This is a genomic window from Anaerotruncus sp. G3(2012) (assembly GCF_000403395.2).
Lineage (GTDB): Bacteria > Bacillota > Clostridia > Oscillospirales > Ruminococcaceae > Anaerotruncus.
Window position 1 is genome coordinate 291,867 of sequence record NZ_KE159657.1, and the last position, 20,152, is coordinate 312,018.

General features: G+C 55.3%; 20 protein-coding genes. 19 read left to right on the plus strand and 1 reads right to left on the minus strand.

Annotated features, from left to right (window positions below):
* Window positions 1-108 precede the first annotated feature (108 nt).
* From C814_RS07290 to C814_RS07335, 12 genes are all read left to right on the plus strand, one after another.
* Entirely contained in the window at window positions 109-888 is a 780-nt protein-coding gene (locus C814_RS07290) for a TatD family hydrolase (RefSeq protein WP_016314989.1), read from the plus strand.
* Between the two features lie 168 nt (window positions 889-1,056).
* Entirely contained in the window at window positions 1,057-1,629 is a 573-nt protein-coding gene (locus C814_RS0103680; RefSeq protein ID WP_016314990.1) for an RICIN domain-containing protein, read from the plus strand.
* A 202-nt stretch (window positions 1,630-1,831) separates the two neighbouring features.
* The gene (locus C814_RS07295; RefSeq protein ID WP_016314991.1) at window positions 1,832-2,773 is read left to right on the plus strand and encodes a chemotaxis protein; all 942 of its coding nucleotides are present in this window, start codon (window positions 1,832-1,834) and stop codon (window positions 2,771-2,773) included.
* Between the two features lie 361 nt (window positions 2,774-3,134).
* Window positions 3,135-3,377 (plus strand): carbon storage regulator, encoded by a 243-nt coding sequence (locus C814_RS22755; protein WP_016314992.1) that lies wholly within the window; start codon window positions 3,135-3,137, stop codon window positions 3,375-3,377.
* A gap of 373 nt (window positions 3,378-3,750) precedes the next feature.
* Window positions 3,751-5,457 carry a flagellin N-terminal helical domain-containing protein gene (locus C814_RS07300; RefSeq protein ID WP_016314993.1) on the plus strand — a complete coding sequence of 569 codons (1,707 nt, stop codon included), beginning with the start codon at window positions 3,751-3,753 and terminating at the stop codon, window positions 5,455-5,457.
* 415 nt (window positions 5,458-5,872) lie between these two features.
* The gene (locus tag C814_RS07305; RefSeq protein WP_016314994.1) at window positions 5,873-6,196 is read left to right on the plus strand and encodes a cyclic-di-AMP receptor; all 324 of its coding nucleotides are present in this window, start codon (window positions 5,873-5,875) and stop codon (window positions 6,194-6,196) included.
* The gene (locus tag C814_RS07310) at window positions 6,196-7,164 is read left to right on the plus strand and encodes a DNA polymerase III, delta' subunit (protein ID WP_016314995.1); all 969 of its coding nucleotides are present in this window, start codon (window positions 6,196-6,198) and stop codon (window positions 7,162-7,164) included. The genes C814_RS07305 and C814_RS07310 overlap by 1 nt, the downstream gene beginning before the upstream one ends.
* Before the next feature lie 90 nt (window positions 7,165-7,254).
* Complete coding sequence (locus C814_RS07315; RefSeq protein WP_016314996.1) at window positions 7,255-8,133, plus strand: PSP1 domain-containing protein; 879 nt, start codon at window positions 7,255-7,257, stop codon at window positions 8,131-8,133.
* Window positions 8,134-8,309: 176 nt separating this feature from the next.
* On the plus strand, window positions 8,310-8,480 hold the full coding sequence (locus C814_RS07320) for a DUF362 domain-containing protein (RefSeq protein ID WP_016314997.1): 171 nt from the start codon (window positions 8,310-8,312) through the stop codon (window positions 8,478-8,480).
* A gap of 594 nt (window positions 8,481-9,074) precedes the next feature.
* On the plus strand, window positions 9,075-9,833 hold the full coding sequence (locus C814_RS07325; protein ID WP_016314998.1) for a tRNA1(Val) (adenine(37)-N6)-methyltransferase: 759 nt from the start codon (window positions 9,075-9,077) through the stop codon (window positions 9,831-9,833).
* A gap of 67 nt (window positions 9,834-9,900) precedes the next feature.
* Window positions 9,901-10,746: a 16S rRNA (cytidine(1402)-2'-O)-methyltransferase gene (gene rsmI, locus C814_RS07330; RefSeq protein WP_016314999.1), complete on the plus strand. Its 846-nt coding sequence runs from the start codon at window positions 9,901-9,903 to the stop codon at window positions 10,744-10,746.
* 4 nt (window positions 10,747-10,750) lie between these two features.
* The gene (locus C814_RS07335; RefSeq protein WP_016315000.1) at window positions 10,751-11,293 is read left to right on the plus strand and encodes a hypothetical protein; all 543 of its coding nucleotides are present in this window, start codon (window positions 10,751-10,753) and stop codon (window positions 11,291-11,293) included.
* 162 nt (window positions 11,294-11,455) lie between these two features.
* On the opposite strand, the gene C814_RS07340 is transcribed toward C814_RS07335, so the two are convergent.
* The gene (locus C814_RS07340; RefSeq protein ID WP_016315001.1) at window positions 11,456-11,680 is read right to left on the minus strand and encodes a hypothetical protein; all 225 of its coding nucleotides are present in this window, start codon (window positions 11,678-11,680) and stop codon (window positions 11,456-11,458) included.
* 74 nt (window positions 11,681-11,754) lie between these two features.
* On the opposite strand from C814_RS07340, the gene C814_RS07345 reads away from it, so the two are divergent.
* The 7 genes from C814_RS07345 to C814_RS07370 all read left to right on the plus strand — a co-directional run bounded on the left by C814_RS07345 (window position 11,755) and on the right by C814_RS07370 (window position 20,071).
* Window positions 11,755-12,933 carry a diphosphate--fructose-6-phosphate 1-phosphotransferase gene (locus C814_RS07345; protein ID WP_016315002.1) on the plus strand — a complete coding sequence of 393 codons (1,179 nt, stop codon included), beginning with the start codon at window positions 11,755-11,757 and terminating at the stop codon, window positions 12,931-12,933.
* Window positions 12,930-14,201: a glucose-6-phosphate isomerase gene (locus tag C814_RS07350; protein ID WP_016315003.1), complete on the plus strand. Its 1,272-nt coding sequence runs from the start codon at window positions 12,930-12,932 to the stop codon at window positions 14,199-14,201. Before C814_RS07345 ends, C814_RS07350 begins: the two co-directional genes overlap by 4 nt.
* Window positions 14,202-14,340: 139 nt before the next feature.
* Window positions 14,341-15,129: an ABC transporter permease gene (locus C814_RS07355; protein WP_016315004.1), complete on the plus strand. Its 789-nt coding sequence runs from the start codon at window positions 14,341-14,343 to the stop codon at window positions 15,127-15,129.
* Window positions 15,105-15,896: an ABC transporter ATP-binding protein gene (locus C814_RS07360; RefSeq protein ID WP_016315005.1), complete on the plus strand. Its 792-nt coding sequence runs from the start codon at window positions 15,105-15,107 to the stop codon at window positions 15,894-15,896. Before C814_RS07355 ends, C814_RS07360 begins: the two co-directional genes overlap by 25 nt.
* A gap of 214 nt (window positions 15,897-16,110) precedes the next feature.
* The gene (locus C814_RS07365; RefSeq protein ID WP_016315006.1) at window positions 16,111-17,214 is read left to right on the plus strand and encodes an aliphatic sulfonate ABC transporter substrate-binding protein; all 1,104 of its coding nucleotides are present in this window, start codon (window positions 16,111-16,113) and stop codon (window positions 17,212-17,214) included.
* 191 nt (window positions 17,215-17,405) lie between these two features.
* On the plus strand, window positions 17,406-19,409 hold the full coding sequence (locus C814_RS0103700; protein WP_016315007.1) for a sensor histidine kinase: 2,004 nt from the start codon (window positions 17,406-17,408) through the stop codon (window positions 19,407-19,409).
* Window positions 19,406-20,071 carry a response regulator transcription factor gene (locus tag C814_RS07370; protein WP_016315008.1) on the plus strand — a complete coding sequence of 222 codons (666 nt, stop codon included), beginning with the start codon at window positions 19,406-19,408 and terminating at the stop codon, window positions 20,069-20,071. Before C814_RS0103700 ends, C814_RS07370 begins: the two co-directional genes overlap by 4 nt.
* Window positions 20,072-20,152: the final 81 nt, after the last annotated feature.

Below are 20,152 nucleotides of genomic sequence, written 5' to 3' on the forward strand. Positions count from 1 at the left end.
AAATCGAGTAAAACTTTCGATTTTAGGCAGGTTTTAAGAAAGAAAGTTGCCTGCACAGATTCCGGGTTTTGAAAGAAAAAACTGAAAAATTTGATTGGGAGGATACCCATGTACCAAAACATCTTCGATTCCCATGCCCATTATGACGATGAAAAGTTTGATCCAGACCGCGCAGAGATCATCGAATCGCTGCCTGAAAAAGGGGTTTGTCATGTTGTGAACATCGCTTGTGATATGCGTTCCTGTGAAACCGGCATCGCCCTAACCGAAGCGTACCCTTTTTTCTCCTCTTCGGTAGGTGTCCACCCGCATGCCGCCAGTTCGTTCATCCCCGGTGATCTCGACATCCTTGCTGGTTATACCAGCCGGTCCAAGGTTGCCGCGATCGGTGAGATCGGCTTGGATTATCATTATGATTTCTCCCCGCGCGACGTACAGAAACAGGTGTTTGAGGCCCAGCTTGGGCTGGCCTGCGACCTCGGTTTCCCGGTGGTCATCCACGATCGGGAAGCCCACGCCGACACCATGGAGCTGCTGAAAAAGTACCGTCCGAAAGGGATTGTACACTGTTATTCCGGCAGTGCGGAGATGGCAAAAGAAATTCTGAAACTGGGGATGTATCTGGGCTTCGGCGGTGCGGTGACCTTCAAGAATGCGCGTAAGACACTCGAAGCGGCAGCGGCTGTCCCGCTTGACCGGCTGCTGGTGGAAACCGACTGTCCATATATGTCCCCGGTTCCATTCCGGGGGCAGCGGTGCGATTCCGCGATGATTTCCCATACAGCAGAACGTCTGGCGGAACTTCACGGTATTCCGGCCCAGGAGCTGCTCGACCGGACCTGTGAAAATGCCGAACGGGTCTACCGATTGACCGATGTGCAAAGATGACAGGATGTCCTGTATTTGACATTTCGCCTAAAAAGAGTATAATAGTCTTGTGCATCATTATTGGATATCCGCTGTCATAGGCAGGACGCCTGCCGGAAACACCTCGTGCGGAACCTTTCGCCGCCGTCTTTGCGGATCGTATTTTTAGAATTTAAGGAGTGAATCCCGATGCCTACATCAAAGAAAAACGTCTATACCATTGTGCTTCACAATACCAAAAAAGTCCTTGGCGCTGCAGACCCTTCCGCAGAAAATGGATGCCCGGTCCTGCTTCAGGATGCTGACAATTCCGTTTCCCAGCAGTGGGAGCTGATCTCCTCAGAGACAGGCTGCAAGCTGGCGCATAAGGCTTCCGGCAGGCTGCTTGATGTCATGCAGGCTGGCACCGAAAACGGCTCGCGGCTCCAGCTTTGGGAGGATGTGAACGGTGACAGCCAGCTTTGGCAGACCGAGGAGACGGATGCAGGCTGCAAACTGAAATCCTGCAAATCCGGCCGCTGCATGGATGCTGGGATGGAAGCGGCAGCGGGCGCCCCTATCCAGCTTTGGGACGATGTGAACGGGGAAAACCAGCTTTGGGACCTTGTGCCGGTTTCTGTGCGCAAGCCTGCGGCGCCGAAAGCAGACAAACCGGAAGCGCCCCAAAACAGCGAACCTGCGGCAGCGCCGAAATCCGAAAAAGCGCCGGCAAAAAAAGCTGCCGGAAAAACCGGAACCCGCCGTTCTCGGAAAACAAAATAAGCTGTTGTTTGCCACTTTCCCATGTTTTTGGGGATAGTCGTTCAAAAAAAGTATAAAATTTCGATTTTTTACCGGATTTCTATTTGACTATTACTGGGGATGTGGTAAAATAGAAGCAATCATATTTCAATTTCAGCTTTCCTTGCGGTAGGGCGCCTGTTTGTTGTGCCGTCGCGCCGCAGCAGCTCACGGGAGGGTCATTATGAGCAACGTTAACCAAACTGAAATCCTGTTGGAATCCGGTACCAATGAGCTTGAAATCATGGAATTCACGATTGACGGTGAGCTTTTTGGCATCAATGTCGCCAAGGTACGTGAAATCATGAAATACAGCCCTGTCAAGCTAATGCAGAATGCCCACCCGGTGATCGAGGGCATCTTCAAACCGCGCGACACCGTTATTACGGTCATCGATTTGGCACAATATCTTGGTTTGCCTCCGTCTCAGGATATTTCCCACGATATTTTTATCATTGCAAACTTCAACGAACTGAACTTTGCATTCCATGTGCATGGGGTAGTTGGCATCAACCGGATTTCCTGGCGCAAGATCCAGAAACCGGATAAAATTATCTATGGTGGGAATGAAGGGGTTGCGACCGGTATTGCGGAATTCCGGGATCATCTCATCACAATTCTGGATTTCGAAAAGATCATTGCGGAAATCTGCCCGGAAACCGGTATCCAGCTCGAGGATATTGACGATCTTGGCCCTCGCTTCCGCTCGGACAGGAAGATTCTGATTGCGGAAGATTCGATGCTGCTTTCCAAAATGATTGTCGAGTGCCTGCATCGGGCAGGGTATATCAATACGATCAAGACAGATAATGGCCAGGAAGCGTGGGACTATCTCTGCGAAGCCAAGGAGTCGGGCGATCCGATCGATACGCATGTCAACCTGGTGGTTACTGATATTGAGATGCCCCAGATGGATGGGCATCGTCTCACCAAGCTGATTAAGGAGGACCCGACTCTGAAGGTTCTGCCTGTGGTTCTCTTCTCTTCGTTGATCAATGAGGAAATGAGAATCAAGGGTGAGCAGCTTGGCGCAGATGAGCAGATTACAAAGCCGGAAATCGCCAATCTGGTTTCGATCATTGACCGGCTTACGGATAATACTCCGTCAGAATACGCGGAGCTTTGATCTTTTCAGAAGCGTTTGTTTAAACACCGTCTGGTTTTGGGGCCGGGCGGTGTTTTTTGTACCCGGAAACTTTTTAAAGATTTTTTTGCAAAACCACTTTAGTTTCCCTGGGAGCGTGCGAAAATAAAGAGTAGAGACCTGTGACAAAACCTATACTTTTTGTCACAGTTCTCTTTTTTTGTTTTTTCTGGAAATTTTCCGTATATAAGACGTAGATTTTACATTTTGTATAAATATTTTCCCTGATATAGGAATAATATCTCATATTTTAGGAGAAATCCGCGCCTTCCGAGGTGTGACATTGGCTATACCTTTTGTCACACCCCCGGAAGGCTTTTTTGCGTTACAAGGAGGTAACCGTATGCTCGTGCTTGGGACGAATATCGGGGAATATGTCGTGATCGACGACCGGGTGGTTGTGCGTGTGATCCGCCTGAACGGCGATATCAAGCTGGCGATCGACGCGCCGAAGGAAATGCCGATCGTGCGGGGGGAGGTCTATGAGCGCACCCACCCGCGTCCGGCAGTGATCGAGAATGACCGCCGACATTACAGCCGGCCACGCAAAAACTGTGCAACAGGCCCGAAATCAGCGTCACGCTGAAACCAAAAGTTTCGTCCACCTTTTCAAAGGTGGCGGGGTCGAGGGGCAGAGCCCCCGACGCGCTCCGCACTGCGAGCCGCAGCGAAGCGTTTCGAGCGCAACCCGCCGAAGGCGGGCTCTTAGCGCGAGATGAGCGCGGAACACCTTATCCTGTGAAGCGCATTTTTCGGGTGAATTGCCGCCCAAAGGGCGGCAAGAGGGTGCTTTTTGCAAGTGAAAAAGCACCCTGCCACACGCAGAGATACAGCCCCCGCGCGGAACGCGCAGATGAATTTGTTTTCCGGTCTGTCCGCCGCCGCGGAGCGGGCAGGCTTGAAAAATAGAATAAACGGGCGGAATGGATAACGCCCGCAGAATTTAAGGAGGTTTCACCATGGGAATGGTAGTAAGAAGCAACATTATGGCAGTCAATGCACAGCGTCAGCTGGGCGTGAACAACAACCAGGTTTCCAAGGCGCTGGAGAAGCTGTCCTCTGGTTACCGCATCAACCGCGCGGGCGACGACGCTTCCGGTCTGGCGATCTCGGAAAAGATGAAAGCCCAGATCAAAGGTCTGGACACCGCTTCCCTGAACGCACAGGACGGTATTTCGGTCGTGCAGACCGCTGAAGGCGCGCTGACCGAGGTCCACAACATGCTCAACCGTATGGTCGAGCTGGCAACCCGTTCGGCGAACGGCATCAACGCCGACCTCAACCGGGATGCGCTCCAGAACGAGGTTTCCGCACTCCAGGAGGAAATTGACCGTATCGCGCAGGCGACCACCTTCAACGACATCCACCTGCTTGATGGAACCGGCGGCAGCGGCGCTGGAACCGGCGGCACTGCGGGTGCAACGTTCGATGATCCGACTTCGACCGCTATCACCAACATTACAGAGGGTGTTGCTGGTACTGCTGCTGTCTTTGACATTGATGTCGCTGGCTTCTCAGGAACAACGGCCGGTGCTGTCGACATCAAGGTCGGAGATGTGGTAATCGGAACCGTCGACGTCACCGAGGGCATGACCGATGCAGAGTTTGCGCAGGCGCTCAATGGCCAGACCTTTACCGTCCAAGACGATACTGGTACGGATGTAGAATTTACAGCATCTGTTACCGGTACGACGGTTACCTTTACAGCAGGTGACAGTACAAATGCTTTGACCCTCTCCGGCGGCACCAATATTGATGTCGATGGCGGCTATACCATCGAGGCACAGCAGGCTGCCGGTGCTGCTAAAGCGGCTGCGGCTGATGCCCCTGAAAAGCCGGACTTCAGCGGAGCGAATGCACTCACTTTCGACGACGCAGATGGTAACGGTGCTTCCGCAGATGCTAGCGGTTTGGATGCGGATGCGATCCAGGCGGCGCTTGATGCGGCTGCGGCAGCAGATCCTACTGTGACTGGCGGCAATATCACGATTGAGCTGAATCAGGCAGGTGACGGATACGAGCTGAAGGCTGGCAATGTTCTGCTTGGCAGCACCGGCAATGCAGCAAATAATAGTATCGTTGGCGCAGACAATGCTGGTACGGACAAAGAATTGGTATTCACTACTGCGGATGGTACAGCACTTGGAAAAGTGGTAGTCTCTGCTACGACCGGTACTGCATTAACTGGCGAGATGGATGCTCCTCTCGATACCGGCGTAGCGGCAACTGCGGCTGGCGCAGATAACAATGGTGCAGCAGGCGGCGGAAGCACCTTCACCCTCCAGATCGGTGATACCGCTGACAGCTATAATCAGCTGACCTTCACGATCAACAGCATGACTTCGACCGCGATCGGTGTCGGTTCGGTTGACATCAGCACACTGAAAGGCGCGCAGAATGCGATCGCAACGGTGAAAAACGCGATTGACACCGTTTCCACCCAGCGTGCGGAGCTTGGTGCGATCCAGAACCGTCTGGAATACACCATCAACAACCTGGACACCTCCTCCGAGAACATCCAGGCCGCGAACAGCCGTATCCGCGACACCGATATGGCCAAGATGATGATGGAATACACCAAGGTCAACGTGGTTACCCAGTCTGCACAGGCGATGCTCGCGCAGGCTAACCAGCAGCCCCAGAGCGTGCTCCAGCTCCTCCAGTAAGGATTGTTGTAAGCATTTTTCTGTGTCTTTTCTTCAAAACAGCCGGACGGTTTTTACCGTCCGGCTGTCGGCGTTTTCCTACGCAGGTTCAGGGCAGGCCCACTGGTTTCGATTGCGATCCGCCAGCCTGTGGATGCGTTTGTATCGCCTGTTTTGAAAAAACCAACAAAAAACTCTGGCATCTTTCGGTGATTTATGGTATCATAGTCATTAGAACAGATCGGACGCCGGGTTATGGTGAGAACAGCAGGTGTACTTCTGACCGTTCCCGCCCCATTGGCCAATGAGGCCAGTTGCTTTTCAATCACGGTATCCTGTCTGTAACGTGTAAACAGCTGCATGAAGCGCGTCACAAAGGCGTTTGCTGCTATGGTGGAACGATGAGGATCAACAGCAGGAAAAGGGGGATGGCAATATGAAACTGATTTTTGCGATCGTATCCAATGACGACAGCTCGAGGGTTTCCAAAGAGCTGACCAAGAACAGGTTCTCGGTGACAAGGCTGGCCACAACCGGTGGCTTTTTGATGGCGGGAAATACCACATTCCTGATCGGTACAGATGATGACAAGGTGGATGAAGTGATCTCGATTATCGGAAAGCACTCCAAAAAACGAACCCAGATGGTACCGTCCTCCGCGTCCTATGGGGTGGGGATGTACACCTCGTTCCCGGTGGAGGTGCAGGTCGGCGGCGCGACCATCTTTGTCACCAACATCGAGCGGTTTGAGAAACTCTGATGTCAGGTCTGCTTTATAACCGCAAAGCTTCCGCTGCGCTCGCCAGCCTTGGGGCCGGCGGGCGTTTGCCGCATGCAATCCTGCTCGAAGGCCCCGCCGGTTCGGGAAAGCACCTCGCGGCGGAAATCATCGCCCGATATGCGCTCTGCACCGCCCAGGAAAAGCCGTGTGGGCAGTGCGCCGGGTGTGTGAAGGTTGGGAAGCGGGTCCATCCCGATGTGCGGTACTATGGGGTGCCCGAAGGGAAGAAGGAATTTCCGATCGACCTTGTGCGGGAGATCCGGCAGGACGCATATATTGCACCAAACGAGGGTACCTGTAAAATATACATCCTAGAGCAGGCGCACGCGATGAATGCCGCCGCCCAGAACGCCCTGCTCAAAAGCATCGAGGAACCGCCCCCGCATGCGCGGTTTGTGCTGCTCTGCGAGAACCGTTCGATGCTGCTGCCGACCATTCTTTCCCGGGTGACAGCGATCGAGCTGGAGGTTCCGTCGGTCGAACAGTGCGCGCAGGCGCTTGAAACGCTCGCCCCCGATGCCCCGGAGGAGGAACGGCGGGCCGCCGCTGCGGGAGCGGGCGGGAATATCGGGCGGGCGCTCGAGCTGCTTGGCTCGGCGAAACCGTCGAAAGCGGCAGCGGATGCGCGCCAGCTGCGGGAGATCCTGGTTTTCGGGGACCGTTATCAGGCGCTGAAAATCCTGGCAGCTTATGACAAGGACCGGCAGAGCCTGCTTGACCTGCTCCCGCTTTTGGAAGAGGGATTTGCACAGGCCGCGCTGGCCCGCTACCGTCGTCCGGCCGCAGGAGGGCAGGAAGAACGCCTGACCAACCGCCTGACCTGTGAACAGGCGATCTGTGCGGCTGAAGCAGCGGCACAGGCTGCGGAACAGGCGCGGCGGAATGTCAGCGTCCCGTTGCTCTGCGCCTGTATGGTCGAACGGATCAAGGCTGCGGTCGGCGGGTGACAGGAGCCGGGATATATTTTTTGGCAGGAGGGAAAGCCCTCTGCCAAAGATATGAAACAGATAAATTTATCATTGGGTTGGGGGAGCTTTATGGCTGAGATAATCGGAGTCAGGTTCAAAAGCGCGGGAAAGGTGTACTATTTTGACCCAGCGGACCTGCAGTTTTCAAGAGGGGACCGCGTGATTGTTGAGACAGCGCGCGGAATCGAATGCGGAGAGGTTGCGATGGACAACCGCAAGATCAGCGACGAAGAGGTGGTCAAGCCCCTCAAGCAGGTGATTCGTGCGGCGACTGAATCCGACCTGAAACGGGTGCGGGATAACGCGGCCCGCGAAAAACAGGCGTTTGAGATCTGCAACGAGAAGATTGCGAAGCATAAACTCAAGATGAAGCTGGTGGATGTCGAGTTCACCTTTGACAACAACAAAATCCTGTTCTATTTCACCGCAGACGGGCGGGTCGATTTCCGTGAGCTGGTCAAGGACCTCGCTTCGGTCTTTCGCACCCGCATTGAGCTGCGGCAGATCGGGGTGCGCGACGAAGCAAAGATGCTCGGCGGGCTTGGCATCTGTGGGCGGGAGTTCTGCTGTTCCTCGTTTTTGGGGGAGTTCCAGCCGGTTTCGATCAAGATGGCAAAAGAGCAGGGGTTGTCTCTGAACCCGACCAAGATTTCCGGCACCTGCGGGCGGCTGATGTGCTGTCTGAAATATGAGCAGGATGCCTATGAGGAGCTGCTCCACTCCACACCAAGGGTGGGGTCAACCGTCCGCACCAAGGATGGCCGGGGCATCGTAACCGAGGTCAATCTCCTGACCGGGATGCTCAAGGTCGCGTCAGAGAAGGATCAGGCTGCGACAAAATATTACAACAAGAGCGAGGTCAAACTGGTGCGGGGCGACCGGCCTGCCCGGGAGGGAACGGATGAAGAGCCTGCGCAGGAGCATAGACGTCCCGACCGGAAAAAATGACGGTCTATCCAGAGAAAAAACGGACAGATTCCCAGAAAAAAATTACAGTCTGCCACTTGTTTTTTTCAAAAGCTGTGGTAAAATACTAAGTAGATATAATGGCGGTTGCGCTGTTGTATTGTCTGCCGTACAGGCGGGCTTTCCTGTAAACAAATTTTTTAATGGAGGTGTTCCCCATGGCATATGCAATTTCTGACGAGTGCATCTCTTGCGGCAGCTGCAAAGATGTTTGCCCGGTTGGCGCTATCTCTGAGGGCGATGGCAAATACGAGATCGACGCTTCGGCTTGCATCGACTGCGGTTCCTGCGCTGGCGAGTGCCCGAGCAACGCGATCAAACCCGAATAATCGCAAGCTGAGTTCGCTACATAAGGATTAAGCCTTCGCTTTGCGGCGAGGGCTTTTTCTGTTTGGCCCTGGGAACAGGAATTGGCGGCCTGTGAAGCCTTTTTCGAACGTGTTCGGTATTTTATTTATGCAAGGGGGCTTTTTCTCTTGCAAAAAGCCCCCTCTCGCCGCTTCGCGGCAATTCACCCGAAAAAAGCGCTTCACAGGATAAAGCATTCCGCGCTCATCTCGCGCTAAGAGCCCGCCTTCGGCGGGTTGCGCTCGAAACGCTTCGCTGCGGCTCGCAGTGCGGAGCGCGTCGGGGGCTCTGCCCCTCGACCCCGCAATTTTTTGAAAAAAATTGAGAAAATAAGAAATTCGCCGAGCTTGCCGGGGTGGGGCCTGCGGGGAGGGGTCGCTGACCCCTAACCCGCAAGACAGCCCGCAGGGGCGTCGCGGCGTATGCCGCGCTTCGGGCTGAAAGCCCGAGAAGCCCCGAGGAAGGCGCTTTGCGTCTGGAAGTCTGGTCTGGAACCAGACTTCCGCTGTCCCACTGCCCCTCGGCCCCGCAATTTTTTGAAAAAAATTGAGTAAAACTTTAGATGCTGGACAGGCTTGAAGGGATGGATCAAACTGGACGATTTTACATTTGAACCGTTGGCAGAGCACCTGCGCCTGTGCGTCACAGGAACGCACAGATTCGGTACCGACGCGTTCCTGCTCTCGGATTTCGCCGCTCCCCGCCGTAGAGATACAGTCTGCGACCTCGGGAGCGGCTGTGGGATCATCCCTGCGCTCTGGTTCCGGAACCCGGAGGACGCACCCAAGCGGGTCTATGCGGTCGAAGTACAGGAACTGGCGGTCACCCAGATGAAGCGTTCCCTACAGGATGGCGGACTGCCGGACAGCCGTTTTTTTCCAGTACATGCGGACCTGCGGCAGCTCAAGGGCAGGCTTGAAGGTGGATCGTTCGACCTGGTCACCTGTAACCCCCCTTATAAAGCAGTTGGAGATGGGATTCTGAGCGGGAGCGATGCGGACAGGATTGCCCGTCACGAAACCCTCTGCGCCTTTGAGGATGTCTGCGACGCTGCCAGCTACCTGTTGAAATTTGGAGGGCGGCTCTGTGTCTGCCAGCGCCCGGAGCGGCTTGCAGACCTGATCGACGGGATGCGCAGCAGGGGAATGGAGCCGAAACGCCTCCGGTTTGTGCACCAGCGTCCGGATGCGCCGCCCTGGCTGCTTCTGCTGGAGGGCCGCAAGGGTGGGAAACCGTTTCTGCGGGTCGACCCGCCGCTGCTGATCGAAGGGGAAGGCGGTTTTTCACAGGAGGTTTTGCGGATTTATAAAAAGGAGCAGAACCATTCTTTATGAGCAGGGATATTTTGCCGTCCTGCAAGGCGAAAAACGCAGGCAATCCTTTGGATAAGGAGAGGGATCTATGAGCAGGCTATATCTGGTTGGAACCCCGATTGGGAATCTGGGTGATCTTTCGCCGCGGGCGGTCGAGGTGCTGGGCAGCGTAGATTTTATTGCCGCCGAGGACACCCGGGTCACCCTTAAACTGTTGAACCATTTCGGGATCAAAAAACCGCTGGTAAGCTATTATGCGCATAACCTGCGGGAGCGCGGGCAGGTGATCGTCGCGCGGATTCTGGCGGGGGAACGGTGTGCGATCGTCACGGATGCGGGGATGCCCTGTATCTCCGACCCGGGGGAAGATCTGGTGCGTCTCTGCGCCGAGGCGGGAGTCCCGGTCGAAGCGGTGCCTGGCCCGAGTGCAGCGGTCACCGCGCTGGCCGTTTCCGGGTTGCCAACCTCCCGGTTTGCATTCGAGGGTTTTTTGAGCGTCAAACGCAACAGCCGAACCGCGCATCTTGCACAGGTCAAAGACGATCCCCGGACACTGATCTTTTATGAGGCCCCGCACAAGCTGCTGGCGACCTTGAACGACCTGCTTGAAGCGTTTGGAAACCGGCGGATTTCACTTGCGCGCGAGCTGACCAAGCTGCATGAGGAGGTGCGGCGCACCACTTTGTCGGAAGCGGTGGAGTGGTATGCGGAGCATCCGCCAAGAGGGGAGTTTGTACTGGTTGTTGAGGGGGCGCAGGTGCGGCTGGACGAGCCTCCCACACTGGAAGAGGCAGTCGAGCTGGTGCAGGCGCTGGCGGCGGGCGGGATGTCGCTGTCAGATGCCGCGAAAGAAGCCGCACGGCAGACCGGATATAAAAAAGGGGAGCTTTATAAGCATTCACTCAATGTCCCCGTACCAGAACAGGAGGGGTGATTCTATGTGCGAGCAGGCATTTTCATCCGACGGGTACCTGATCGACCAGTCCAAGACCGGGATGCTTCCTTATGGAAATTACGACTCCTCCTATAACGGCTGCGGCTGGATTGCGGCCTATAACGCACTGAAGGCGGCAGGACGAACCATCCCGTATGAAACCATCCGGCAGGAACTGCAAAGAAGCCTAATGCTGGGCGGCTTGTTGGGTACCAATATGTTTTACCTTTGCTGGTATCTGGGCCGCAAAGGGTTCCATCTGCGAAAGGCATTCACGCTGGCCGGAGCGCAGACGGTTTCGCGCGGTGCGGTTGCGGGGATTGTCACCTACTGGACCGGTCGCGGCATCCATTTTGCGGCGTTTACACAGGAGCAGGGGGAGGTCCTGCGCTTTTTCAACGCGGTGATGGGGAAGGAGCGGCATCTCGCCACAATGGAGCAGTTTTTCCGGGAGCTGGTGCGGTTTCCATTGACCTTTGTGATGGCGCTGGAACCGCTTCCGCGCAGTCGTGCGCGCACTGCGCGCCGGCGCCTTGGCAGGGGATAAAAAGCAGGATTCACGCAATCGCCGGCATCCCCAGCAGCAGACCTGTTTTCAACCAGCGGGCAGTTGCCCACAAGCATACTTGCTAATATCCCATCATGTGAAACGGAGCCGCCTTCGGTGGCTTTTTTCGCAGGCTTCACAAGAATCGTTTGCTTCTATGCGCTATGACTCCTTCAACAGGCCGGAGAAAGTTTGCAGAATCTGAAAAATGGGTGGATGCATTTGCATCTGCTCTTTTTTATGGCCCGCCAGCGCGCGCTCTATGGAACCCGAAAGCAAGGGCGTCAGCAGAAGCCCTCGAAGCGAGAACGCCGCAGTCTTGAAAAGGATCGTTCTGTTTTTCAAACAGCACCGATACCCTCCAGGAAAGGGAGGATCATTTTTCATACTGTTCTCCACCCTTTTTTGCCCTTATAATGGAAAAGCAGAAAAGCCTTTTACAAGGAAGAAGGAGTGGCGGTATGTCAGGAAATATGGTAATCATACATGGCGGCGGGCCGACCGCCGTCATCAACGCATCGCTTTATGGAGCGGTTGAGGAGGCGAAAAAACATCCCGAGGTGGGGAGAATCTATGCGGCAATCGGGGGGACAGGCGGCTTGCTGCACAAAAAGCTGCTTGATCTGCGGGAAATCCCGCAGGAAGAACTGGACCTGTTGCTGACCAGCCCGGCCTCTGCGATCGGGACTTCCCGCGATCACCTCGAGCCGGAGGATTATGCGGCGATGGTACCGGTATTTGAAGAATTCGGTATCCGATATGTCCTGCTCAACGGCGGGAACGGTACAATGGACACCTGCTCAAGGATTTACGAACAGTGCTGTGCGCATGGAATCTCGGTGATGGGGATTCCCAAGACGATGGACAATGACATCGCGGTGACCGACCACAGCCCCGGATTTGGGAGCGCGGCGCGCTATATGGCGGTTTCGACCGCAGAGGTCTGTGCAGATGTGCGCGGCTTGCCGATCCATATTGTGGTGATTGAGGCGCTTGGACGGAACGCCGGATGGGTAACCGCGTCTTCCGCGCTCGCCGCCGATTGCGGCGTGGGTGGTCCGGACCTGATTTATCTGCCTGAGCGGGCGTTCGACGAAGCGGCGTTCCTGCGGGACGTACAGGAGCTGATCGACCGGAAGGGCTGCGGCGTGGTGGTCGCGAGCGAAGGGCTGCACGATGCGGACGGCAAACCGATCGTGGAACCGGTATTTCAGGTGGGACGCGCGGTCTATTTTGGGGATGTCAGCTCCCATCTTGCCAACCTCATCACCAAAAAGCTGGGATATAAAGCGCGCAGCGAAAAACCCGGACTTCTTGGACGTGCTTCGATTGCCCTGCAATCCGCCTGTGACCGGGAAGAGGCGGTGCTGGCGGGAAAACTCGCCGCCGAAGCTGTGGTACGTGGGGAGAGCGGAAAGATGGTCGGATTCCGGCGGCTCGAGGGGGAGCCTTACCGGATCGAGCCGATGATGATCGAGATTGAACAGGTGATGCTTCACGAAAAAGGGATGCCGGATTCGTTCATCAACGAGGCGGGCAACGGGGTGACCCAGGCATTTCTCGACTGGTGCCGTCCGCTTCTGGGAGGGCCGCTGCCGCGACTCATCAGTTTCACCGGTCGTGAGGAGGTGCGCTCATGAGCAGATTGGTGCTGGACACCGCTTCCGCACAGACATTTTTAGAGCCGGATGCGCTCAGGCGGGAACAGGGGCGTGCGCAGGCATTTTATCGGGACCTGGTAGAGGCCCCGGATCCTGCGGGGGTAAAGGGCTGGGTTTCCTGTCAGGAGTCGGCGGTTCAGCTCGATCTTATCCGCAGAAAAGGCGCTGAAATCTGTGAAAAGGCGGATGTTTTTGTGCTGGTGGGGGTCGGCGGCTCCAACCAGGCGGCGCGGGCGGTGATCGAGTCGATCCGGTCGGCACACAAGGACGCGCCTGAAATCCTCTATGCGGGCAACACCTTTTCGCCCTATGAGATCGGGCGCATCCTCGATGCAACGGCGGGCCGGAGTGTTTACATCAATGTGATCGCCAAAAATTTTGAAACGCTGGAGCCGGGAAGCCATTTCCGGGTCCTGCGGCAGCGGATGCAGGAGCGGTATTCCCGGGAAGAGATGGCGCGCCGGGTGGTGCTGACCGGGACCTATGGTTCCCGCCTTGAGGAGATCGCCCAGGAGAACGGGTACACTTTCCTTTCGTTCCCCGAACGGATTGGCGGCAGATATTCGGCGTTCAGCCCGGTCGGGCTGCTGCCCCTCGCGGCGATGGGTCTGGATATTGACGCCTATCTGGAGGGAGGCAGGCAGATGCAGGAGCGTCTGCGGGCGGAGGATGGCGGGATTGCTGCGGAATATGCCGCGGTGCGCAGCCTGCTTTACCAGAAAGGCTTCGACATTGAGATGCTGGCTTCGTTCGAACCGCGCCTGAGCTGGTTTTCGAGATGGTGGTGGCAGCTGTTCGGCGAGAGCGAGGGCAAGCAGAAAAAGGGCATCTTCCCAGCGAGTGCGATCTATTCGGAAGACTTGCACTCGATCGGGCAGTATATGCAGGACGGACGCAGAAATCTGATCGAGACCTTTTTGAGCGTTGAGGACCCGGGCGCTTCGGTCCGGATCGCTCCTGACCCTGCATTTGGCGATCGGTTCGACTATCTGGATGGGATGGATTTTGCGGAGATCAACCGCGCGGCAGAGGATGCGACCATCCGCGCACATACGCAGGGCGGGGTACCCTGCATCCGTCTGACCGCCGACCGGCTGGATGAGGATGCATTTGGGCAGCTTTACGGTTTCTTCATGGCAGCGTGCGCGGTTTCCGGGCGTCTGCTTGGGGTGGACCCGTTCGACCAGGAAGGGGTCGAAGCCTACAAGCGGCTGATGTTCCACACCCTTGGAAAACCAAACGTATGATGTAAAATGTTGTACAAAACATCCAAAAAGGGATATCCCATAGATTTCAGTTATGGGCATAGTATGAGAAAATTTCATACTTGTTGGGAAAATAGATTCTGCGGTATGATAAGAATAGAAAATAAAGGAGGTATGCACCTTGAATACCGGAAAAAACAAGGGGTTTTTCAGTAAGATTCCCAATGCGGTGTGGATGGTCATTTCGGTGGTCACGGCATTCGTGCTTTGGACGGTGATCGCTTCGACCGAAGCAGGCGGTGTGGTATTCGCCGAGCCGTGGGAGGTTGGACAGCAGTTCGTAAAAGCGCTCTCGAACGGCACCCTCTGGCAGCACACCAGCATCAGCCTCTTCCGCGTGCTTGCGGGCTTCGGCATCGGGTTTGTCGTCTCGATCCCGGTTGCGTTCCTGATGGGCTGGTATGCGCCTTTCCGCAATCTGGTTTCTCCGTGGATCCAGTTTGTGAGGAACATCCCCCCGCTGGCCTATATCCCTCTGGTAATCGTCGGCGCGGGCGTTGGCGAGCAGGCAAAGGTAATCGTGATCTTCATTGCTTCGTTCCTCGTGCTGGTCGTGACCATCTATCAGGGCGTCCTCAGCGTTGATGTCACCCTGATCAAAGCGGCAAAGGTGCTCGGTGCTACCGACCGCGACCTCTTCTTTAAGGTAGTCATTCCGGCCTCCACTCCCTACATCCTCACCGGCGCGCGGCTTGGCCTTTCCGCCTCGCTCACCACGCTGGTTGCAGCGGAACTGACTGGTGCCTCCCGCGGGCTGGGTATGATGATCCAGAAGGCGAGCGGCTACTACGATATGTCCACCGTTTTGATGGGGATTCTGGTGATTGGTGTGATCGGTATTTTGTTTGAAAAAATTGTAAGATTCCTGGAGAGGAGGCTGACGGGATGGCAGGAAACAATCTCCCAGTAAAAGTAAAGATCGACAATGTTGTAAAAAAATACAGCGGGCGCAATGGTGAGATGGTCGCGCTCAACGGTGTAAGCCTCGACATCCATGAAAATGAGTTCGTCTGTGTCGTTGGACCGTCCGGATGCGGCAAGTCCACCCTGCTGAATATCATCGCGGGACTGCATGAGCCGACCTCCGGTCAGGTGCTGGTTGATGGGCAGGCGGTGAGCGGCCCCGGCCCGGACCGCGGCGTTGTGTTCCAGCAGTATGCGCTTTTCCCCTGGTTGACAGTGCAGAAGAATGTCGAGTTCGGCTTGAAGCTGCAGGGGATGTCGCAGGATAAGGCGGAGCAGGAAGCAAAGAAATACATCAAGATGGTGGATCTCGAGCAGTTCGCGCAGTCCTATCCGAAGGAGCTTTCGGGCGGTATGAAACAGCGTGTGGCGATTGCGCGCGCCTATGCGATCAACCCCAAGGTGCTGCTGATGGACGAGCCGTTCGGCGCGCTGGATGCACAGACCCGCACCCAGCTTCAGACCGAGCTGCTCAAAACCTGGGAAAAAGAGCAAAAGACCTGTTTCTTCATCACCCATGACGTGGAAGAAGCGATCATTCTGGCACAGCGGGTGATTATCATGAGCGCCCGCCCTGGCCGGATCAAGGAGGTCGTCGAAATCAACATCCCTTACCCGCGCACCCAGGAAACCAAGATGAGCAAAGAGTTCCTCGATCTGAAAAACCATATCTGGTCGCAGGTTTATCAGGAATATCTGGCGATCAGAAAGTAGGGGCCAATATTTCCCCGGAAATCGAAGGCTGTCTTTCCTGTCTCCCGGATGGGTCGAACCCCGGTCAGCGTAACGGCTTCTCCGTCATGTTGACCGGTGGTTCCATATGGAATCACAGTTCGGTACATGTCTGAAAAGACAAAATGCAGTCTGCATTTTTCTTTTAGGCGGGTTTTTCCCGCTTCAACACAAGAATCTGTCAGGAGGAAATTTTATGAAAAAGTTTTTAAGCGTCATCCTTTCAGGCGTACTGGCCGCTTCGATGCTTGCGGGCTGCGGCGGTTCTGGCGCGTCGTCTGCGCCGGCTTCCTCTGCCGCCCCGGCACCTGCACCGGCCTCGTCTGCGGCAGCGTCGAGCGAAGCTCCGGCAGCTGAGCCTGCCGAAACATTTGAGGAGGTCAAGCTGCGGGTAGCCTACATGCCCAACATGGGCAGTGCATCGCTGCTGGTTACCGCACGCGACAAGGGCTTCTTTGAGAAGATGGGCATTACGGTTGATCTGGTCGAGTTCCAGGGAGGCCCCGCCGAAATTTCGGCAATGGCTTCGGGAGACATCGACATCGCACAGATCGGCCATGGTGCACACGCGCTCTGCGCTGAGGGCGAAGCGATGATCTTTGAGATCGACTGCACCAGCCTTGCGGATGCGGTTATGGGCAACAAGGAAAAGGGCGTCAACTCGATCGCTGACCTGAAAGGCAAAAAAGTCGCTACCACAGCCGGCACTTCTGCGGAGATTATCCTCAATCTCGCGCTCGCTTCCGAAGGGCTGTCCCAGTCTGATCTGGAGATCGTGGAGATGGATGCGAATGGTATGGTTTCGGCTATGATCAGCGGAAACATCGACGCTTGCGCGACCTGGTCTCCGGGCACCATGACCATCACAACCGCGATGGGTGACAAGGTGGTTACGCTTGCCACCAACAACGACTATCTGGATCAGGCGACCTTCCCGTCCAGCATGATTACCACCAAAAAGTATGCGGACGAGAATCGCGATATCCTTGTCCGGTTTACCCGCGCGCTCCAGATGGCGATGGACTATCGTGCTGCCAACATCGACGAGATCGCGAAACTGGTTGCGAAACAGTGCATGGTCGATGAGCAGACAATGCTCGACTGCGTAGGAGAGGGCAACTGGCTCACCGGCGAGTTTGTCGCTTCCGCGGTTAAGGAAGGCACAATCAAGAGCTACTATGAGAATCAGCAGAAAGTGTTCATCGACGGCGGACGTCTGACCGAAGCCGTGGATGTCAACAATTATGTTCTGTTTGATGTCATGGAAGAAGCTGCTGAGGCAAACGCGAAAGCGGCGTAACCATATCGGACCTGTTCCGGCAGGCCCAAAATGCCAATGCAGGAGGGCATAAAGAGGGCAAAAACCCCGCTTTATGCCCTCTCTTACCGGTTTGCCTTCCCGGCTGGCACTATGGTATAATAGCTGCAAAGCAGCTATTATACCAGGATTATGGCCAGGACGATACGCAGGCAAAGCCCGCTCCCGTCCCTATGGCCGATTATATCAAATCACTTCGTGATTATGATATAATAGCTGCAAAGCAGCTATTATATCGGGATTATGGCCAGGACGATACGCAGGCAAAGCCCGCTCCCGTCCCTATGGCCGATTATATCAAATCACTTCGTGATTATGATATAATAGCTGCAAAGCAGCTATTATATCGGGATTATGGCCAGGACGATACGCAGGCAAAGCCCGCTCCCGTCCCTATGGCCGATTATATCAAATCACTTCGTGATTATGATATAATAGCTGCAAAGCAGCTATTATACCGGGATTATAGCCAGGACGATACGCAGGCAAAGCCCGCTCCCGTCCCTATGGCCGATTATATCAAGGCTATGGCCGAGACGCTGCACAGGCAAAGCCCGCTGCCGTCCGGATGTCCGGTTAAACCAGAGAAAAGGCCGGAAGCTCTGGAGGGACGGTCGGACCGTGTCGATGTGGGAGGGGGCGCTGTTGTGCTGTTCATTATTTTGGTCTCGATCGCCGTTTTTTCGGTGATCCTGCTCGCCTACCGGAGGGATCATTATGCACTGCTCATCTTTGGGATGGGAGCGAGCCTGATCCTGCTGCTCGTTGGCATCATCATCTATACCGCAAAGACCGGCGGGATGAGCGAGGCGCAGAAGGTATTCCTCTATTTTTCGAGTGGCATCCAGAAGCGGCTTTCCTATCTGATCTTCCCGCTGAGCCGGTTGGGGTATCTGATCGCGATTGGACGGTATCTGTTCCCGCTTTTTCTGCTGCTCGTCGCGCTCAATTACAGTATGATCCCGTTGGTGCGCAGATGCCGGAAATGGTGGGCATTGATCTGCTTTTTTCCGATCGTGAGCCTCCTGCTTTATTATCCCCGGGTTTTCTACACGATCGTGCGCAACCGGTTTGTACTCCAGCGTTTTCTGATGACCGCTATGGTGCTTTGGATCGTGCTCTATCTGCTGGCGGCGGGGGTGCTTCTGCTTCATGAGTATGCAAGTGTTACAATCGCCTATTACAGGCGGCAGTTCCGCACTATCGTCATACTGATCGCAAGCATGATGCTGCTTTACCTGATGTTCGGACTCCAGGACCCGATTCAGGTCTACCAGCTTTATACAACGGAATATATGTGGTTTAATGGGATGTCCTATGCCAACCCGGACATCCCGCTCTGGATGTGGCAGGGGATGAGCGTTTTGATCGCCTTTTCTCTGGTGCTGGGATTCTGGAATCTGCGGGAATATAGCCAGATTACTGTCCGGGAGAACGACAGGGCGGTTTCGCTCGAACGCAAGTTTGATACCGCGAGCATGGGGGTATCGGTTTTTGTGCACAGCATCAAGAACCAGCTTCTCGCGGCGCGGGTCGCCTACAAAAAACTGGAACAGGAGCTGGCGAAGCCCGAGCAGGATGAGAAAAAACTGGAAGAATACCTGCATCTGCTCGAGACGATGAACGACACGATGCTCCAGCGGATGGAGGAGCTTTACAGAAGCGTAAAATCCAGCTATATCTCGCTGACCCCGACCTCTGCGGAGGAGATTGTCCGGCTGGCAGCCCAGCGGTTCGCCCAGAAATATCCGGAGGTATCGCTCGAAGTCCTGCCGGTGCCGCAGGTGCTCCTTCTGGCGGACAGTACCCACCTTACGGAAGCGCTCTATAACCTGCTCACAAACGGTTATGAGGCAACCGTCGCGTCCGGCAGGCCAGACCGGAAGGTCGCATTGGCGGTACACGATGAACGGTTGTGGGTGGTTTTCGAGGTGCGGGACAACGGCTGTGGAATGACCCGGCAGGAACAGAAAAAAATTTACGACCCGTTTTATACCAATAAGAATACAAACTTCAACTGGGGCATGGGGCTGTATTATGTTTGCCAGATTGTCAAAAGCCATCTCGGCGCACTGCGGGTGGAGAGCGTAAAAAATGAGGGGACCAGCTTTTTCATGCAGCTGCCCCGCTACACGCCGCGTGTAGATACAGCCCTGCAAAGGAGACAGAGCAAATGATCCGGATACTTGTGGCGGAAGATTTCGACCTGCTGCGGCAGGACATCTGCGAGATGCTCTCGGCGGAACCGGATATTGAGGTGGTGGGGGAATCGGCGACCGGTGCCGGAATGGTAGAGCTGGCTTTGTCGACGGAAAGCGACCTGATCCTCATGGATATTGAGATGGAAAACCTGAATGCGGGCATTCATGCGGCAGAACGGATCCGCGATGCGATTCCGGATCAGAAGATCATCTTTCTGACTGCGCATGAAACCCAACAGATGATTACCACCGCAATGGCCACCGGTGCGGTTGACTATATCGTCAAGGGCTGCACCAACGACGAGATTTTACAGCATGTCCGCGCCGCTCACGACGGGCAGCCGATGATGAACAGCAAGATTCAGGAAACGATCCTGCGGGAGTATTCCCGGCTGAGGCGCTCGGAACAGAGCCTGCTCTTTTTTATCAACAATGTATCCCAACTCACCTCTGCGGAAAGGGACCTTGTCCGCCTGCTGCTTCAGGACAACAAGGTCAATGACATTGCCCGAATCCGCTGTGTCGAGGTGGTGACGGTGAAAACCCAGATCAAAGGCTTGCTGCATAAGTTTGGATGCAGCCGCACAAAAGAGATCGTCTCGATGATCCGCGACCTCAAAATTGAACACCTGTTTTAAGGGCTGCCTGAAAAATCGAAAGCAGGGTTTTTGGCAGGAGGCGGTACCTGCCGCGTTTTGTGAAAATGCGTTATTTCCGCT